Raw genomic sequence first — 18,233 nt, forward strand, 5'->3', positions numbered from 1 at the left:
ACCGGATCAGCGTTGATTCCCTGAAAGCCCCTCGCAAAAAATTTATATCCCCTGCTCCGCCAGCCACGCCATCGCCCTCTCCCCTGCCTCATCCACGGGTAAATAGACCAGCAGCCGCGATCCGTTTCGCGGGGCGGAGTACCAGTACATCTGCTGGAGATGAAAATCCCCCAGCTCGGGATGGGTGAACAGCTTGAGCTGGTTCTCCACGCCGCGCACGTCGTTACGCTGGTGCCACAGGGTTTTGAACTCTTCGGACACCGCAAAAAAACGCGCCAGCTTCGCTTCCCAGAGCGGGTCGCCACGGTGCTCAGCCATTGCCGCGCGGAAGTAGGAGACGAAAATCGGCAGCACGTCGTCACGTTTGCCGAGCCGCGCGCGCCACGCCGGATGGGTGAGGAACAGGTAAATACAGTTGCGATCTTCCGGCGGAATACCGTTGAAATCGACGCCCATCAGGTGTCCGAAGCTGTCGTTCCACGCCACGATATCAAAGTTCGGTTTCTGAATGCTGGCGGGTTTCGGCATCAGGGTATCCAGCAGGCGACGCGTGCCTTCGCTGATCCCCTCACAGCACACCGCCTGCGGGGCTTCGCCCGGCGGCAAACCGGCGAGCACAAAAAGATGCCGGGCTTCGGTCGGGGTGCATTGCAGCGCTTTTGCGATGGCGGCCATCACCGCGCTGGACGGATTGACGTCCCGACCCTGTTCCAGCCAGGTGTACCAGGTCACGCCGACATCCGCGAGCATCGCCACCTCTTCCCGGCGCAGGCCCGGCGTGCGGCGGCGGCCGCTGCGCGGTAAGCCGAGGCGCTGCGGATCGAGGCTTTCGCGCCGGGCACGCAAAAACGCGCCCAGCTGCTTGCGGGTGTCATCCTGGAGAGAGGTGACAGGTTCAGACATCAGCGCCATAACATCTCCTGCATGGTAGTGTCAGTACCAGTATAAGTAAGAACTGGTACCCGTTTATCAGATGATTGATGCTACGACTCTACGCTGTTTGACGCAATGGAGTCACCATGAATACGTCAGTTGTTTCACCGGGTCGTGCGGGCCTGATATTGCTGTTAACCGGCCAGATGCTGCCGTTGATTGATACCTCAATCACCAACGTGGCGCTGGATTCCATCACCCATTCGTTACACGCCACCGCCACTGAACTGGAGCTGATCGTCGCCCTCTACGGCGTGGCCTTTGCCGTCTGCCTGGCACCCGGCAGCAAGCTGGGCGATAACCTTGGCCGCCGTCGCCTCTTTATGTGGGGCGTGGCGTGTTTTGGCCTGGCCTCACTGCTGTGCGGCATGGCGGGCAATATCGAACAGTTGCTTGGCGCGCGCATTATTCAGGGTGCGGGCGCCGCGCTGATCATGCCGCAAATTCTCGCGACGTTGCATGTGACGTTAAAAGGAACGGCACACGCCAGAGCGATCAGCCTGTTCGGGGGTATCGGCGGTATTGCATTTATCGTCGGCCAGATGGGTGGCGGCTGGCTGGTGTCGGCGGACATCGCCGGGCTGGGCTGGCGCAACGCCTTCTTTATCAACGTGCCGATTTGTCTGGTGGTGCTGGCGCTGAGCCGTCGCTACGTGCCGGAAACCCGCCGCGACACGCCGTCGCGCATTGACTGGACCGGGACTGTCCTGCTGACGGCAATACTGTGCTGTCTGCTGTTCCCGATGGCGCTCGGCCCGCAGTGGCACTGGTCGTGGCCGCTGAAGGCCGCACTGCTGGCGATTGTGCCGCTGGTCTGTGTAATGGTGCTGAACGCGCGCAAAAAAGAGCGTGAGAATGCCCACCCGCTCATCGCGCCGCGCCTGTTGCAGCTGCGCAGCATCCGCTTTGGCGTGCTAATCGGGATACTCTTTTTCAGCGTCTGGTCCGGGTTCATGTTCTGTATGGCGCTGACCATGCAAAGCGGTCTGGGGATGGCGCCGTGGCAGTCCGGGAACAGCTTTATCGCGCTTGGCGTCACCTATTTTATTTCTGCCTGGTTCGCCCCACGCCTGATTGCCCGCTACAGCACCAGCGCCATCCTGCTGACCGGACTTGCGATTCAGCTTGTCGGTCTGGTGGCGTTGATCGCCACGTTCCGTCACTGGGGAATGCAGAATACCGCGCTGACGCTGGCCCCGGCCACCGGGCTGGTGGGTTACGGGCAGGCGCTGATTGTAAACAGCTTCTACCGTATCGGGATGCGTGATATTCAGCCTGACGACGCGGGGGCCGCGAGCGCGATTTTAAGCACGCTGCAACAGGCTGCGCTGGGGCTTGGCCCGGCCATTTTCGGCGCGATTTTGCTGCACGGGCTGCAAAATCATCACGGAGATTACACCCAGGCGGTCAATGTCTTCCTGATGGTGGAAACGGCCATGATGGTGGTGCTGGCGCTGGCCACGCTGCGTATGCGCCATCGTCTGTGTTTACCGGTCGTCAAGGCCTGTCCGGCGACAAAATAAAACTGCCTGAATTTGCATAATAGATCCGCAGCCGCCATTATGGGGCTGCATCAATACAGGAGACGTTATGCAGGAATTAATTGCTCAGGTTGAAGAGTTAGGGATTGAAATTAATCACACCACCTCTTTAGTGATTATCTTTGGTATTATTTTTCTTACGGCCATTATCGTTCATTTTATTCTGCACAAAGTGGTGCTGCGCGCATTCGAGAAACGCGCCCAGGCCAGCAGCCATTTATGGTTGCAGATCATTACGCAGAACAAGTTATTTCACCGTCTGGCGTTTACCCTCCAGGGGATAATCGTCAACGTTCAGGCGGTTCTGTGGCTGCAAAAAGGCAGCGAAGCGGCGGAATTACTTACCACCTGCGCGAAATTGTGGGTGATGGTTTATGCCCTACTCTCCTTCTTCTCGTTGCTGGACGTGATTTTCAATCTGTCGCAGAAAATGGCCACCGCGTCACAGCTGCCGCTGAAGGGGATATTCCAGGGCATCAAGCTGGTGAGCGCCATTCTGGTGGGGATACTAATTATCTCCCTGCTGATCGGTCAGTCACCCGCCATTCTGATAAGCGGCCTGGGTGCGATGGCTGCCGTTCTGATGCTGGTCTTTAAAGACCCGATACTCGGCCTGGTGGCCGGTATTCAGCTCTCCGCCAACGACATGCTCAAGCTCGGCGACTGGCTGGAGATGCCGAAATACGGCGCCAACGGCACGGTGACCGACATCGGCCTGACCACCGTTAAAGTGCGCAACTTCGATAACACCATCACCACCATCCCGACCTGGGCGCTGGTGTCCGATGCGTTCATCAACTGGAGCGGCATGTCCGCCTCCGGTGGTCGCCGCATCAAGCGCAGCCTGAATATCGATACCACCAGCATTCATTTCCTCGACGAGCAGGAGCAGCAAAAACTGATTCAGGCGAAACTGCTGAAGCCGTATCTGGCGGCGCGTCATGAGGAAATTAACCTGTGGAATCAGCAGAACGGCGAAGGGGAATCGGTATTAAACCTGCGCAAGATGACCAATATCGGCACCTTCCGTGCCTACCTGAATGAATATCTGCGCAACCACCCGCGTATTCGTAAAGATATGACGCTGATGGTGCGCCAGCTCGCGCCGGATGCCAACGGGCTGCCGATTGAAATATATGCCTTTACCAACACGGTGATCTGGGCGGAATACGAAGATATTCAGGCCGACATCTTCGATCATATTTTCGCGGTGGTGGATGAATTTGGCCTGCGTATTCACCAGTCGCCAACCGGAAACGATATTCGCTCGCTGGCTGGCGTCATCGCCAGATAATCAGGTGCTGGCGCGGGAAATAAAGCGCCAGTCCATCATGACCCTCTCCGTGGGCGCATCCGGGTTGTCGATCTTATTTAACAGCAAATTGACTGCCTTGCGCCCGATATCCCGCGACGGTTGTTCAATGGTGGTGAGAGAAACCATCTCCGCCAGCTCGGTGCCGTCAAAGCCGACCACCGCGATATCTTCTGGCACCCGCAGCCCTGCCTGCTGAATGGCGCGCAGCGCCCCCGCCGCCAGCGTATCGGAAACGGCAAACACCGCATCCGGCGGGTTTGCTTTTAGCAGGTTTTGCATCGCCGCCATGCCCGCACCAGAGCTGAGCTCACTGGCGTACTCCACCGCCTGATAGTCCAGATCCCGCAGGTGGATCACGCTCTTGTAGCCGCGTTCGCGCAGGCGGGCATATTTGTAGCTGAGATCGTGGTTGATCATCGCGATACGCTTGCGGCCGCCGTCGGCCAGCTGGCTGACGGCATGCTGTGAAGCGTCCACATCATTGATGCCGACGCAGGAGACCGCGCCCGCATCGGCATATTCGGCGCACTGCACCCACGGCGCGTTGCCAATCAGCGCGGCCAGTTCCGGCAGTTTCGAGAATGCATCCATGGTGATAATGCCGTCGACGATTTTGCCGGAGAGCAGGCTTAAGCCCGAGCGGGAGCGCTCAATATCCGAGCCGGAGTTGCACAGCAGAATGCGATAGCCGTTCTTTTCCGCCTCGGCTTCGATGCCCTTCACCACTTCGGCGCAGAACGGGTTGGCAATGTTGGACACCATCACCAGGATCATATAGCTGCGGGCGGTGCGCAGCTGACGGGCGAGCAGGTTTGGCTGGTAGTTGCTCTCCTGAATCGCCCGCAGAACGCGCTCGCGGTTTTTCGCCTTCACGGTGTCGCTGTTATTCAGCACGCGGGAGACCGTCGCCACGGAGACCCCGGCCAGCTGAGCGATTTTCTGAATTGACATAGCGACGACACATCCTGCGGTTAGCGTTTTGTGCAGGCTACCATAAATTTATTGCCCGGCGAACCGGGCAACGCGTTATTGTTCCACGCGCACCCAGCGCTGCTGCTGATGGCTTTTCACAATGGCATCAATGATATACATCACGTTTGCGCCATCGTGAAACGTCGCAAACTGCGGCGTATCCGGCATCGCGCCCGCCTGCACGGCGCGGTAGAACTGCGCCATCATATTTTTGAAGGCGTCCGGCCAGCCTTCGATATGTCCGCCGGGGAAGTGGGCGCTGTCGGCCACGTCAGGGTTCATCAGGCCTGGATCGTCGGTGAGCGTCTGGTTTGCCCGCGCGCGATGGCCGATCCACAGCTGCTGCGGGATTTCCTGATCCCACGCCACCGACTGCTCGCTGCCGTTAATTTCAAAGGTCAGGCGGTTTTTTCGCCCCGCGCTCACCTGCGAGACGCTAAAGCTGCCCTTGCTGCCGTCGTCAAAGCGGAACAGCACCGAGCCAAAATCTTCGGTGGTGACCGGTTTGACTTCATACTCCGCCTGCTCGTCATGGGAGAAGGTCTGATGACCACCCGCGCTGGCCTTGCGCCTCGGCCAGACGATGGATAAATCAGCCATCACCTCGGTAATGCGCCTGCCTGTCACATACTGTACCGTATCGCACCAGTGGGAGCCGATATCCGCCACCGCGCGCGATGCGCCGCCGAGCGCGGCATCCACCCGCCAGTTGTAGTCGGTTTCCAGCAGCATCCAGTCCTGCAAATAGCTGCCGTGCGAGGCGAACAGCCGCCCGAGGGTGCCCGCGCGCATCATGCTCGCCGCCTGTCGCACCATCGCAAACTGACGATAGACAAAGCTCACGCCATGCACCACGCCCGCCTGCTCCGCCAGCGCCACCAGCTCGCGCGCCTCGTCCGGCGTCATGCACAGCGGCTTTTCGGAAAACACGTGCTTGCCCGCGCGCAGGATCTGGCGGTTAATCTCCGCGTGCAGGTGGTTCGGCGTGCAGTTGTGCACCGCATGCAGATTGGGGTGCGCGAGCAGTTCTTCCACGCTGGCGTAAGCATGCGGGACATTTAGCTGGCGCGCCTTTTCCTGCGCCTTAACGAGCGAACCGTCGCAGAGCGCGACCACCTGCACAAACCCGAGACGCCTGAGCGCCTCGATGTGTGCCGGGCCAATAAACCCGCTGCCGATAATCCCGACGTTAATCATGGCAGCCCCCTGCGGCGAAATCATCAAACGCCCGTCCGGAAACGGGAATAATGTGGCGGCGGATAAATTCGCTGCCCTCACTCGCGCCGGTATCGCCATCCTTCAGGCAGCACTCCCACTCCAGCACCGCCCAGCCGTCGTAGTCGTACTGGGTCAGCTTGCTGAAGATGCCCTTAAAGTCGATTTGCCCGTCGCCGGGCGAGCGAAAGCGTCCGGCGCGGTTGATCCACGGCTGGTAGCCGCCGTAGACGCCGCTGCGCCCGCTGGGGCGGAACTCCGCGTCCTTCACGTGGAACGCTTTAATGCGCGCATGGTAGAGATCAATAAAGGCCAGATAGTCCATCTGCTGAAGCAGCATATGGCTCGGGTCGTAGAGAATGTTGCAGCGCGGATGGTTATCCACCAGCGCCAGAAAACGCTCGAAGGTCACGCCGTCGTGCAGATCTTCCCCCGGATGCAGCTCAAAGCAGACGTCCACCCCCTGCTCGTCGAAGGTATCCAGTATTGGCCGCCAGCGGGTTGCCAGCTCCTCGAACGCTTCCTGAAAACGCTGCTCGTTATGCGGCGGCCACGGATAGAAAAACGGCCACGCCAGCGAGCCGGAGAAGGTCGCGTGCGCCTTCAGCCCTAATCGGGCCGAGGCGACCGCCGCCTGCTTCAGCTTTTCCGTCGCCCACGCCCGGCGCGCCGCCTCGTTACCGCGCACGGCGGCGGGTGCGAAGTGGTCAAACGCCTCGCTGTAAACCGGATTCACCGCCACGAGCTGCCCTTCCAGATGGGTCGACAGCTCGCTGATAACCAGCCCGTGTGCGGCCAGCCTGGCGGTGATGTCGTCGCAGTAGGCCTGGCTCTCTGCGGCTTTCTCGACGTCAAAGATGTGCGGATGGTTGCAGGGGATCTGCACCGCCTTATAACCTTTACCTGCCGCCCATTCAGCAAGCCCGTCGAGCGAATTAAACGGCGCTTCTGCGCCAATAAACTGCGACAGAAAAATGCCGGGTCCTTTCATTGTCCTCATACCACCTCCTGAACGTTACGCCTTGTCATCGTCATACTTAAACGTGAGAAGGAAAATCAGCGCGATCGCCGCGGCAGCCACCGCCGGGATCCACCAGAATGTGACCCACGCCTGCGGCACGGTCTGTCCTGCCACCAGGTGGTTGTAGAGCGCGCCGGAAATCTGAGAGCCGAGCAGCATGCCGATGCCGTAGGTGAACATCACGATCATGCTCTGCGCCTGGCCTTTGACCTTTTCGCCCGCCACGCGGTCGGTATAGATAAAGCCGACGACAAAGAAGAAATCGTAGCAGACGCCGTGCAGCAGAATGCCGAGGTACAGCAGAATGCGCCCCTCTTCGCTGACGCCCAACGCGAACATGGCATAACGCACGAACCACGCCAGCATGCCGATCAGCAGCATGACTTTCACGCCCAGGCGGCGGAACAGCAGAGGAATAACCAACATGAAGACGATCTCAGACATCTGCCCGAAGGACATGGCGGTGCTGACGTCGGCAATGCCGGCATCCGCCAGATACGAGGCGGTGTAGGCGTAATAGGTGCCGAGCGGGACAGAGATCAGCATCGCGCAGACGGAGAAGACGAAGAAGTGGCGGGTTTTAAGCAGCGCGAAGGCGTCCGCGCAGAAGAGATCCCGCACCTTAACCGGCAGGCCTTTTGCCGGCGCTGGCGTGTGCGGCAGCGTCAGGCTGTAGACCGCCAGCAGCACGGAGCTGACCGCCGCCACCTGGAAGATGGTGACGCTGGACGCCACGCCGGTGACGCCGATGAAAATGCCCGCCGCGATCCAGCCGATGGTGCCGAACACGCGCACTACCGGGAAGGTTTTATCCACGTTCGCCAGGCTGTGAAACGCAATGTTGTTGGTCAGCGCCAGTGTCGGCATATAGCAGAGCGTGTAGCCAAACAGCAGGCCAATCAGCAGCGCGCCATTCTCAGCAATCAGCGCCCCCGGCACGAACCAGAGGATCACCGCGCCCGCGAGGTGCATCACCGCCATCACCTTCTGCGAGGCGAAGAAGCGGTCCACCAGCATCCCGAGCACGAACGGCGAAAGAATGGAAGCGATGGGCCCGGCAGAGAACGCGTCGCCAATCAGCAAAGACATGTTGTGCCGGGTCATCACCAGGCCAAGCGTGACCGACCAGCTACCCCAGATAAAAAATTGCAGAAACATCATCAGCGACAGACGCGGCACCAGCAGCCGGTGTTGCGTTATCGCCTTTTCACTACTCTCAGTTGACACCATGATAAGCCTCACCCGGAAAAAAGTAATCGATTACAAAACAGTTCAAATAAAAAGTAATCGATTACAAAATAAAGATCCTGTGGATCGAAACGGAATTGGGAGGGGGGTCACGATAAAGGTGGAGTGATACTTTGTAGGCCCGGTAAGCGCAGCGCCACCGGGTGTGAAGGCAGGCAGTGTGGTGCGGTCTGGTTTGGTGCGGTCTGGTGCCCTCACCCCGGCCCTCTCCCACAGGGAGAGGGAGAAAACCGCGCTACTTTTTGCGCGAGAGCTTAAATGCAATAAACAGGAACACCACCCACACCGGCAGCAGCATCGCTGACAGGCGCATCTCATCCATGGTGCACATCAGCACCAGAATCAGGCCGAGGAAGGCGATACAGAGGTAGTTCCCCGCCGGATAGAGCAGCGCTTTGAACTGCGTCTCGCGCCCCTTGCGGCGCATCGCCGCGCGGAAGCGCAGGTGCGCCAGGCAGATCATGATCCAGTTAAGCAGCAGCGTGGCGACAACCAGCGCCATCAGCAGGCCAAACGCCTCTTTCGGCAGCAGATAGTTGATCAGCACCACCAGCGAGGTGATAGCGCCAGAAAGGAACAGCGAGTTGACCGGCACGCCGCGACGGCTGACGCGAGTGAGGAACTTCGGCGCGTTGCCTTGTACGGAGAGGCCAAACAGCATGCGGCTGTTGGAGTAAACCCCGCTGTTGTAGACCGACAGCGACGCCACAAGAATGACGAAGTTCAGCGCCGAAGCGACCACGTTGCTGTTCAAATCGTGGAAGATCATCACGAACGGGCTACTGTCAGATTTCACTTCCACCCACGGGTAGAGCGCCAGCAGCACCACCAGCGAGCCGATGTAAAACAGCAGGATACGGTACACCACCTGGTTGACCGCTTTCGGAATGCTTTTGTGCGGATCGCGCGCTTCAGCCGCGGTGATGCCAATCAGCTCCAGCCCGCCGAAGGAGAACATAATGACCGCCAGCGAGAGGATCAGCCCTTTCCATCCAGTCGCCAGGAAGCCGCCGTGCTGCCACAGGTTATCGATCGTGGCGCGCTCGCCGCCGTGGCCGGAGAACAGCAGCCACAGGCCAAAGCCGATCATGCCGATAATCGCCAGCACCTTGATCAGCGCGAACCAGAACTCGGTCTCGCCATACAGGCGGACGTTCACAAGGTTAACGGCGTTAATGATGATGAAGAAGGCCGCGGCCCAAATCCACGTTGGCACGTCCGGGAGCCAGTACTGCATATAGATGCCGGCGGCGGTCAGCTCCGCCATCCCCACCAGCACGAACATCACCCAGTAGTTCCAGCCGGAGAGGAAGCCTGCGAACGGGCCCCAGTATTTATAGGCAAAATGCGCGAATGAGCCTGACACCGGCTCTTCAACGACCATCTCGCCGAGCTGGCGCATGATCAGGAAGGCGATAATCCCGGCGATACCGTAACCCAGCAGCACCGCCGGACCGGCCATCTGAATAGCGGGCCCGATGCCGAGAAACAGCCCGGTACCGATTGCGCCGCCAAGGGCAATTAACTGAATATGTCGATTTTGCAAACCACGTTGCAGCGTCGGATTCTGATCCGACGAGGCTTCAGCGCTACCATGGCCTGAAGCGGATGACGCGTCTTTCACGCCCTACCCCTGTCTCTTTTTTAGAAGGGGCACGTTTTAACACTTCATGCTGGTGGTAGCAAGCTTAACGCCGGGCCAGCGCATGCGCCCGGCGGATAAACGTCACGACCCGATGATCCCGCCGTCCGCTTTGGTAATCACCACCGTTGACGATCGCGGACGCCCGTTCGGGCTGGCGTCTGGCCAGTTGGAAACAGCGCGCGGATTGGCCGGGTCGGTAATATCATCCCCGCCCTCCCCCGGATGCTGAATGTTGATAAACAGCGTGCGGTTGTCCGGCGTAAACGCAATGCCGGTGATTTCGCACCCGCGCGGCCCGGTCAGGAAACGGCGATACTCGTTGGTGCCCGGAATGGTGGCCACCATCTGGTTATTGCCCATCCCCTCGTAGGCTTTCTTATTGATGGTGCTGGAGGAAACGTCGGTCTGGATCCACAGCACGCCCTGGTGATCGAACGACAACCCATCCGGGCTGCCAAATGCCGCGCCCTGCATCGAGCCTTTGGCTTTGGGATCGTCGCCGTCGGTGCGCCCGGCCATGACCAGAATATCCCACTTAAAGCGTGCCGCGGCAGGATCGGCACCCTCTTCGTGCCAGTGCATGATGTGACCAAACACGTTATTAGCGCGCGGGTTGGCGGCATCCACCGGCGCCTTGCCCTCTTTACCGCGATCGCTGTTGTTGGTCAGCGTACAGTAGACGCTGCCGCTGGCGTGCGGATCGACGGCTATCCACTCCGGGCGATCCATTTTCGTCGCCCCCACCACGTCGGCCGCCAGACGGGTTTTAATCAGCAGATCGCCCTGGCTTGCAAAACCGTTGCTTTTATCCAGGCCATTTTGCCCGAAGATCAGCGGCAGCCAGTCGCCGCTGCCGTCCTCGTTGAACCTGGCGACGTACAGCGTGCCGGACGTCAGCAGCTGCATATTGGCTTCCCGGTTCGCGGGATCGTATTTTTTGTCGGAGACAAACTTATAGATGTACTCAAACTTCTGGTCGTCCCCCATGTAGACCACCACGCGATTATCGGCGGCGAGCGTGACGGCGGCCCCCTCATGCTTGAAGCGGCCGAGCGCGGTGTGCTTGCGCGGGGTGGAGGTCGGGTTGTAGGGATCGATCTCCACCACCCAGCCGAAACGGTTGGGTTCGTTAGGGGTTTTATCAACGCTGAACCGCTCATCCACCTCGTTCCAGCGGTACGATTCATCGCTGTCGCTGATGCCGTAGCGTTTTTCCAGCGGGTTGAGATCGGCTTTTTTGACAAAAATGTCCGACCAGTTCTCCTCGCAGGTGAGATAGGTGCCCCACGGCGTGTGGCCGTTGGCGCAGTTCTGCATGGTGCCCAGAACGCGTTCCCCCTGCGGGTCGGCGGCGGTTTTCATTAAATCCTGATGCCGCGCCGGGCCGGTAAGCTGCATCGGCGTATTGACGGTAATACGCCGGGCGAAGGAAGACGGACGCACCACCTCCCAGCCGCTGCCCGTTTTTTTCACTTCCACCACCGACACGCCCATCGCGTTCTGCCCCTTGCGGGCTTTGTCGAGACTCCAGTTCGCCGTACCGTCGGTAAACAGCATTCCGTTGTCGATGTACTCATGGTTCAGCGCCAGCAGTCCATGCTCCGGGTTTTGCGCCCCCTGCGGCAGGCTAAACCACGCCATGCCGTCGTGGTGCATGCCCGCCTGCACAGCCTGTTCGTCTGTGGTATTGCTGGCGTCCGGCTTAAAGGCCGGCATGTTGTCTTTGATCCCCGTCGGATCGCCCCAGCGATAGAACGGGCGGGCGATATAACCTTCCGGCACCCTGACCGTGTCTTCCGTAGAGACGTCGATGCTGGTAAAGCCCAGGGAAACCGCTTTTGCCAGCGCGGAAGGCTTCGATACCGCGGCAATGGCATTTTCGGGTGTGATCAGATACGGGAATGATACGGCAGCCCCCGCTACGGCCCCCATCTGGAGAAAACGGCGGCGCGAGAGGAACACTTCTGCAACCTCGGAGAATACCGGGTTAGCGCTGCGGTTACTGATATCGTCGCGATGTTCTTTTTTAAAAACGGATTTGAGGGGTCTGCCCATAGCGGCTTCCTGTCATTGGCCAAGAGGTAAGGTTGTGGCGACCAGTGTAAGAAGCTTTTATTACAATTTTATAACACGACAACGAAGGGATTGGGGCATCCCTGCCCCGGATAACGAGGTGGAACGCTTAGAACTCGTAGCCAACCGAGACCTTAAAGGTACGCGGCTCGCCCTGAGTAATGTAAGTACCGGAATCGTCCACGCTTGACCAGTAGTTCTCGTTGGTCACGTTGTCGATACCTGCCCGTACGGTCATCTGATTTTCATTGTGGTTCACCGCGAAGCGATAGCGCATGCCCAGATCCAGCGTGGTGTAGCTGTCCAGCTTTTTGCTGTTCGCAAGATCGGCATACTGCGTGCCGGAGTGGTTAACGCGCGCGGTCGCCGTCAGGCCTTCAATCGGCTTAATATCGTACTCTGCGCCCAGCACGGCGTAGAAGCTCGGAATACCGATCGCATCGTTGCCCTGATTGACGCCGTTTTTGGTTTTGGTCAGCTCGGCCTGCAACCAGGTGGCGCTGGCGTTCAGACGCATCCCGAGCATGGGCTCGCCGAAGACGTTCAGCTCCACGCCGCGGTTACGCTGTTCTGCATCCAGGCCGTAGTGACCGCTGTCGTCAAGGATCGCCGACGGCATTTTGATCTCAAACAGCGCCAGGGAGCCGCCCACGCGGCCAAAGTCCGCCTTTACGCCCACTTCGTTCTGCTTAGAGTGAACGATACCGGTGCTCTGGCCGTAGTTGTTTGCTGAGCGAGGCGCGGTTTCACCGGGCTGTAACGCCTCGGTGTGGTTGGCGTAGAGGGAAATTTCCTCCCACGGTTTATAGACTACGCCGTAGGTGGGCATCCAGCGGCTGCCGTCGAAACCGTCCGCGTCGTTTTCCGCACCGGTGATTTTGTTGTACCCGCGAATCACCACTTTCTGATGCCGCGCGCCTGCGGTGAACAGCAGCTTGTCATCCAGCACGCCCAGGGTATCACTCAGCAGCCAGCCTTGCGTGCGGGTGCGCCCGCTGGTCAGCGGATCGCTGTATTTGCCGCCTGAGCCGTTGAGGTTGGAGCTGTCCGGCATATCGACGCCGGTGTTGTGGTAGATGTTGGTGGTCGGATTATCCTTCGTCGCCGACATTTTCCACGCGATCTTTTCGTTTTTGGTCATCGCCGAATAGCCAACATTGACCTTGTGCGAGACGAATCCGGTAGTGAAGTTACCGCGAATGCCCGCCATGCCGCTGACAGAATCGCTGATGCGGTTGGTATCAAGACGGCTGACCACCGCATTACCGCTCTTATCGAGGAGCTTCGGCGCGCTGTAGATCCCTTCTTCGTGCGCGTGCTGCGCGCCGAGACCGGTATACGCCGTCCAGCTATCGGTGATGTCATACTCGCTGCGCCACATCCCGAACTCGTTTTCGATATCGCTGTAGGCCCACTTCTGCGAGAAGTTGCGATCGTTCTTCGGCGGTTCAGGCACAAAATCCACCGCCGAGATGTTGACGCTGGTCGGGCTGCCGTGGAAGGTTTTTTTCTGGTAGCCCAGGTCCAGCGAGGTGCGGAAACGGTCGCCTTTGTAATCCAGGCCGGTGGAGAGCAGCGTGGTGCGGCGGCGGTCATTCGGCACGCCGGTTTCCCCTTCGCGATGCACGAGGTTCACACGCGCGCCAAACTGGTCGTTATCGCCAAAGCGACGACCCGCATCCAGCGTGGTGCCAATCTGGGAATCCGAGGTGTAGTCCACACCCACTTTCGCCTGCGGGGTGTCGCCCGCGTGTTTTGGCTCAAGGTTGATCATCCCGCCCACGCCCGAGCTTGCGGCGCCGTTCATCAGGGAGTTGGCCCCTTTGAAGATCTCGATGCGGTCGACCATCTGGGCATCCACCACCTGACGTGGCAGTACGCCGGACAATCCGCCAAAGGTCATGTCGTCGCCGTCAAACTTCAGGCCGCGAATACGGAAGGTTTCCGCGCTGTTGCCGTAACCCTGAACGAACTGCACGCCCGCGTCGTTGGCAACCACGTCAGCAATGGTTTTCGCCTGCTGATCTTCCACCAGCTTCGAGGTGTAGCTGATGATATTGAATGGCACGTCCATGGCGTTCTGCTGACCGAGCATACCCATGCGCCCGCCGTTCGCCACCTGCCCGTCAAGGAAGGCGGGCACCAGCTGGTCGCCGCCGGGTTTGAAATCACTCCCCGCCGTGGACTGGACGACGATGGTGTCCTCTTTTTTCTCATCCGCCGCAAAAGCGGAGTGGGTTACCGCGCCGATGGCAATCGCCAGCAGCGTTTTGTGCATTGTGGTGTTGTTCATAATGAGCTCTTAACGTGCGCGCAAAAATGACCCGTTGTCGGGCCTTAAAAGTTATTAAAAGAAATGCAAATGAGAACTATACGCATTATGTAAACGTAATCAAGTGTCAACGGCCTCTCTGAGCGAGAAGCGGCAAGAAACAATGTTGGGTGGGAGGTAGGGCGCGCAACCACCCCGAAACAGGGGTGGTTACTAAGGTATTATTTTTTCTTGTAAATATCGGCGGTGCCGTGAATTTTGTTGTTTGTATTACCGGAAGTCAGCACCAGTACATCAGCACCTTCTTTATCGGCCTTTTCGACCAGCTCTTTTTTCGCATCGTCGACAGAGACTTCGTTAGCCGTGCTCACGGTACCGATTTTTTCATACTGTGATTCAACTTTCTCAAACTCGTTTTTCGTCAGCAGTTCAGCCGCAAAGGTATTGGTGGTAAACAGAAATGCAGCGCCCATCAAAATAGCAGTCGTTTTTTTCATAACCTTTTTCCTTGAGATTAATCAGCAACTACAAAAAGCCCCACGAGTGAGAGTGAGGTGATATGAGCATGGTAGAGGAATAATAAAATTGCCACAGCGTAAGAAAAATACTGTTATAACAGTCAATTGTGCTGTGAAAAATGTGCGTTAACGCTACTTTCGCGATGGGTGTTTCATGAAGAAAATCAGGCTGGCTTGAAACTGGCGTAAGCGCCTGTTTTTAAATGGCACGCCCTGTAGGATTCGAACCTACGACCTACGGCTTAGAAGGCCGTTGCTCTATCCAACTGAGCTAAGGGCGCACGGAGAAGAGTGTACTTCGCGGTGGTGAAACGCCTGGAATTATACGGTCAATGCGTAGTGAGTCAATGCCTTTTCCGCCTTCTCTGGCGATAATGACTAGCTGATTGTAAATACGGCTGTTTTTTCAACATTTATCCCTCTTTTACGGGCTGCGAAAAGGCTTAGCCGCTTTTAAGTAACGCCTGCTGTTTTCCTGTTTACTTCACCTTCACACTGTCCTGCGGTATCCCGGCCGCCTGGAGGCTGGAAGTGAACAGGACGACGGAGTGACAGCGCCAGAGCAGACAGGTTTTCCCTCGTGCGTGCAGCACATCTCACACGACATTACAGGCATTAAGCTTGAACCTATTGTCGCCCTCTCCTCTTCACGCGCGGTGGGGGCCGAAGTGCTCAGCGTGCTGTCGCCGCATCAGCAAAGCGAAAGCTTTTTCCAGGACTGGTCAGCCACCCGGGCGCTTGTTTTGCTGGAAGCACAGATCGCCGCGTTAAAAAACCCCTTCCCTTGTGACAACCTTTTCATAAATTTGCCGATAACCGTTCTGACCATACCGGAAATGTTCCAGCGTTTACTGCAACTTAACAGCCCACCGCTGAACATTGAACTCGTGGAACCTGCCTCGTTCTTTTCACTCTCAGACCCGGTACGTCAGAGGGTGAGTTGTGCGCTTCAGCAGTTGACCGCGCGGGGACACCGGATCTGGCTGGATGATATTGATGAAGCGTCAGGGCAAGCATTTTTATCCTGTCGCCTGCCGTTATGCGGAATAAAAATCGATAAGATCGCTTTCTGGCGTTTACGTGAAACGCCGGCGCTGACACAGCTGGTCACCCTTTGTTCAAAAATTGCTGCGAATGTGCTTATTGAAGGCATTGAAACAGAACGGGACCGTACATGCGCGCTTCATGCTGGCGCGCGCTTCGGTCAGGGATATTATTGGCCATCCTGGAGATGGCAGGAGGACTGAACGGTCATCGCCAAGAGGGAAGCTATGCGAATGACAGTACGCCGTTACCGGCGTCGTCGGACAGGAAGTGATTCACTGGGTTCTACGCACTCGCCTTTTGCTCTCCCATTTTTTGATCGTCTCGAATATTTGAGCCAGTCAATCAACCAGACCCGCAAAACCGATGCTCCCTTTATCATTCTGGTCACACAGGATAATTATTTCCGTTCCGGTTTTCTGAGCGGGCAGTCGCCCCTGAGCAATTGCTGCGACTATTCCACGCTGGATGCCGCTCTCAGTGATTTAAATCACTGGCCTTCATCGCGTCTGGTAGTTGACATTGAAAGCCGCGCCTCGCCGCTCATTGACCTGCTGGACCGATTACGCCGCCACAGCCTGTTCGCCCCCTACCTGACACCCTACCTGCTCGTCCGCGCCGATGATTATGATGCTCGCCTGTTTTGTAAAGCGGCTGGCCCTTTTCATGTGCTTGAACGCCAGCTTACGGCGTTGGCTATGCAACAAACCTTGCTGGAAGCACCGGCACCCGCCGGCAACCGCAAAGAGTGGTTTTCACGGGATGAATGGCCGATCTTACAGGCGCTGTCACAGGGTAGCTCCTTGCGTCAGATCGCGCAGTTACAGAACCGCCCATATAGCCGCATTATTTACCGTCTCAGCTGCATCCTGGCGAAACTTGGACTGAATCATCGTCATGAGTTGCTACATCTTCTCAACAACCTCTCAGATTTCACGTATTAACGTATTCAGTAACTTCTTAATTCCTAAAGACCTTTAGGAAATTACTTAGGAAACATGTTAAATTTTTGTGTTTTTTAACAAAACTTTCGATTTTATAACTATTCCTAATTCTTGACCTTAAACCATGCGAAATGCTGCTGGTACGCTCAACGAGAGTGATTTTATCCATGCGTTAAGGTTCTGGCGCTTCCGTTAACAGGATGATAATGGTGTAAAAACAAGCGATTTACCTGTAAAAGAATGCGATGAGAGGTGAAGAAAACAGCAGATAGTGCTGTTCTGTTGTTGGGAACGGCAATTTGCCAGGAGACGTTTGAAACGGAGAGATGACGCACGAAATGGCGGATTTCAGGGATGGCGGGCAGGCGGGATGCTGGTTGTCACAGCCCGCTCACTGTTAACATTCATTTAACATACAGTAAAATCGTTTATTTTTTGTTATTACATAAAGATGAAAGTGTGTGGTAAATGCAATATCAGGACATTTTTGCTAATTTTAAAAAGTTAGTGATTCAGATCCAGAACATAATAATCAGCAATATATGGATATTAATTTACAGGCTTTTCGGACAATACTTAAACGGTATAATAAGACGTGTTTGACACGCGAATAAGAAAAATCATTTTGCCATAACCAGCCTTATGAGATAACTGCGCTGAGGCATTGATATCACCACTACGTAAACAAGGATGCTTTCGCTCTTCCCAGGGACATTTACCGTACAAGGATCTGCGCAATTATCCTTCCGGCTTTTCGAGAGTTTTAACAAAACTCAGCATAACGCTTTTAACAATCTGAGGCATAAAAAATGAAACCGGCATCCGTTATCATTATGGACGAACACCCTATCGTCAGAATGTCGATAGAAGTCCTGCTACAGAAAAATAAAAACATCCAGGTCAAACTGAAGTCAGGCGACAGCCACGAAGTGCTTGACTGTATACGCAACCACCCCATTGACCTGGTCATTCTCGATATTGAAATGACGGGCACGGATGGGTTCGTATTACTGAAAAGAATCAGGAACTTAAATAAAGACATTAAGGTTCTTTTCCTCTCTTCAAAATCTGAAGCCTTCTACGCAGGACGCGCCATCCGCGCCGGGGCAAATGGTTTTGTCAGTAAGCGAAAAGATCTGGGGGAAATTTATAACGCGGTGGAAATGATACTGACGGGCTATTCTTTCTTCCCTTCAGAAACATTAAGTTTTATAAACCATCTGGGGTCGCGGACGGGCGCCGCTGTGGATATGCCATTATCGAATCGTGAAGTGACGGTTCTGAGATATCTGGCGAACGGATTATCTAATAAGGAGATTGCGGATCAATTATTACTTAGCAACAAAACAATTAGTGCCCATAAGTCTAATATCTTTTCCAAGCTGGGCGTGCAAAGTATCGTTGAATTAATTGATTACGCGAAAGCGCACGAATTACTGTAATCCCTCTCTCTCCCTGCAACATATAATCGTCACAGGGAGAGTGGATACGA

14 protein-coding genes and 1 tRNA gene are annotated in these 18,233 nt (G+C 56.6%); 5 read left to right on the forward strand and 10 right to left on the reverse strand.

Going from position 1 to position 18,233, the window contains the following annotated elements; all coding sequences use genetic code 11:
- Positions 1 to 42: 42 nt before the first annotated feature.
- Positions 43 to 912 carry a helix-turn-helix transcriptional regulator gene (locus CU081_RS22130; protein ID WP_022650533.1) on the reverse strand — a complete coding sequence of 290 codons (870 nt, stop codon included), beginning with the start codon at positions 910 to 912 and terminating at the stop codon, positions 43 to 45.
- 107 nt (positions 913 to 1,019) lie between these two features.
- On the opposite strand from CU081_RS22130, the gene CU081_RS22135 reads away from it, so the two are divergent.
- Both CU081_RS22135 and CU081_RS22140 read left to right on the forward strand, forming a co-directional pair.
- Positions 1,020 to 2,456 (forward strand): MFS transporter, encoded by a 1,437-nt coding sequence (locus tag CU081_RS22135; RefSeq protein ID WP_022650532.1) that lies wholly within the window; start codon positions 1,020 to 1,022, stop codon positions 2,454 to 2,456.
- Between the two features lie 67 nt (positions 2,457 to 2,523).
- A complete protein-coding gene (locus CU081_RS22140; RefSeq protein WP_022650531.1) occupies positions 2,524 to 3,768 on the forward strand; it encodes a mechanosensitive ion channel family protein in 1,245 nt (414 codons plus the stop codon).
- Here the strand turns inward: CU081_RS22140 and CU081_RS22145 are convergent, their stop codons facing one another.
- The 9 genes from CU081_RS22145 to CU081_RS22185 form a co-directional block, all read right to left on the reverse strand.
- Complete coding sequence (locus CU081_RS22145) at positions 3,769 to 4,740, reverse strand: LacI family DNA-binding transcriptional regulator (protein ID WP_022650530.1); 972 nt, start codon at positions 4,738 to 4,740, stop codon at positions 3,769 to 3,771.
- A gap of 75 nt (positions 4,741 to 4,815) precedes the next feature.
- Positions 4,816 to 5,958, reverse strand: coding sequence for a Gfo/Idh/MocA family protein (locus CU081_RS22150; RefSeq protein ID WP_032645862.1), 1,143 nt, complete (start codon positions 5,956 to 5,958; stop codon positions 4,816 to 4,818).
- Entirely contained in the window at positions 5,951 to 6,976 is a 1,026-nt protein-coding gene (locus CU081_RS22155; RefSeq protein ID WP_003858891.1) for a sugar phosphate isomerase/epimerase family protein, read from the reverse strand. Before CU081_RS22155 ends, CU081_RS22150 begins: the two co-directional genes overlap by 8 nt.
- Positions 6,977 to 6,991: 15 nt before the next feature.
- Positions 6,992 to 8,227 carry an MFS transporter gene (locus tag CU081_RS22160; RefSeq protein WP_003858892.1) on the reverse strand — a complete coding sequence of 412 codons (1,236 nt, stop codon included), beginning with the start codon at positions 8,225 to 8,227 and terminating at the stop codon, positions 6,992 to 6,994.
- Positions 8,228 to 8,480: 253 nt separating this feature from the next.
- A complete protein-coding gene (gene pheP / locus CU081_RS22165) occupies positions 8,481 to 9,869 on the reverse strand; it encodes a phenylalanine transporter (protein WP_003858894.1) in 1,389 nt (462 codons plus the stop codon).
- A gap of 102 nt (positions 9,870 to 9,971) precedes the next feature.
- Positions 9,972 to 11,945, reverse strand: coding sequence for a PhoX family protein (locus CU081_RS22170; protein WP_022650528.1), 1,974 nt, complete (start codon positions 11,943 to 11,945; stop codon positions 9,972 to 9,974).
- 127 nt (positions 11,946 to 12,072) lie between these two features.
- Positions 12,073 to 14,256 carry a TonB-dependent receptor gene (locus tag CU081_RS22175; RefSeq protein WP_023324262.1) on the reverse strand — a complete coding sequence of 728 codons (2,184 nt, stop codon included), beginning with the start codon at positions 14,254 to 14,256 and terminating at the stop codon, positions 12,073 to 12,075.
- 200 nt (positions 14,257 to 14,456) lie between these two features.
- The gene (gene yahO, locus CU081_RS22180; RefSeq protein WP_003858898.1) at positions 14,457 to 14,732 is read right to left on the reverse strand and encodes a DUF1471 family periplasmic protein YahO; all 276 of its coding nucleotides are present in this window, start codon (positions 14,730 to 14,732) and stop codon (positions 14,457 to 14,459) included.
- 225 nt (positions 14,733 to 14,957) lie between these two features.
- Positions 14,958 to 15,034: transfer RNA gene (locus CU081_RS22185), tRNA-Arg, on the reverse strand.
- A 303-nt stretch (positions 15,035 to 15,337) separates the two neighbouring features.
- Between CU081_RS22185 and CU081_RS22190 the strand changes: the two genes are divergently transcribed.
- The 3 genes from CU081_RS22190 to fimZ all read left to right on the forward strand — a co-directional run bounded on the left by CU081_RS22190 (position 15,338) and on the right by fimZ (position 18,183).
- Entirely contained in the window at positions 15,338 to 16,000 is a 663-nt protein-coding gene (locus CU081_RS22190) for an EAL domain-containing protein (RefSeq protein WP_032608685.1), read from the forward strand.
- Between the two features lie 24 nt (positions 16,001 to 16,024).
- On the forward strand, positions 16,025 to 16,741 hold the full coding sequence (locus tag CU081_RS22195; RefSeq protein ID WP_022650524.1) for a helix-turn-helix transcriptional regulator: 717 nt from the start codon (positions 16,025 to 16,027) through the stop codon (positions 16,739 to 16,741).
- Positions 16,742 to 17,550: 809 nt separating this feature from the next.
- Positions 17,551 to 18,183, forward strand: a complete 633-nt coding sequence (gene fimZ, locus CU081_RS22200; RefSeq protein ID WP_003858901.1) for a fimbria biosynthesis transcriptional regulator FimZ — start codon at positions 17,551 to 17,553, stop codon at positions 18,181 to 18,183.
- Positions 18,184 to 18,233: the final 50 nt, after the last annotated feature.

The organism is Enterobacter sp. CRENT-193 (genome assembly GCF_002787395.1).
Classification (GTDB): Bacteria; Pseudomonadota; Gammaproteobacteria; order Enterobacterales; family Enterobacteriaceae; genus Enterobacter; species Enterobacter hormaechei_C.